We start from the raw sequence: 347 nt of genomic DNA, 5'->3' as shown, positions 1-347 counted from the left end.
GGTGCCTCCTGCTGAGCGGGCTGCTCGGCGGGTGCTTCGCTGCCGATGACGGCGAGCTGTCCGCCGACCTCGACGGTCTCGTCCTCCTGCGCGGTGATCTCCGTGAGGATGCCGGCGACGGGGGAGGGGATCTCGGTGTCGACCTTGTCGGTGGAGACCTCGAGGAGCGGTTCGTCCACGGCGACCTCGTCGCCGACGGCCTTGAGCCAGCGGGTGACGGTGCCTTCGGTGACCGACTCGCCGAGTGCCGGCATGGTGACCGGGGTGCCTTCGCCGCTGCCGCCGGAGGATGCGGGCTGGGACGGAGCCGGTGCGGCCTCCTCCTCGGCCGGAGCTTCCTCTGCGGG

1 protein-coding gene is annotated in these 347 nt (G+C 72.3%); it reads right to left on the bottom strand.

What is annotated here, in order from left to right:
* A partial coding sequence (locus MOM01_RS22980) for a biotin/lipoyl-containing protein (protein ID WP_308197038.1) occupies nt 1-347 on the bottom strand: 347 nt, incomplete at both ends.

This window comes from Rhodococcus sp. CH91 (assembly GCF_022554085.1).
In the GTDB taxonomy this organism is placed as follows: domain Bacteria; phylum Actinomycetota; class Actinomycetes; order Mycobacteriales; family Mycobacteriaceae; genus Rhodococcus.
This window is presented reverse-complemented; position numbering and strand designations above follow the sequence as displayed.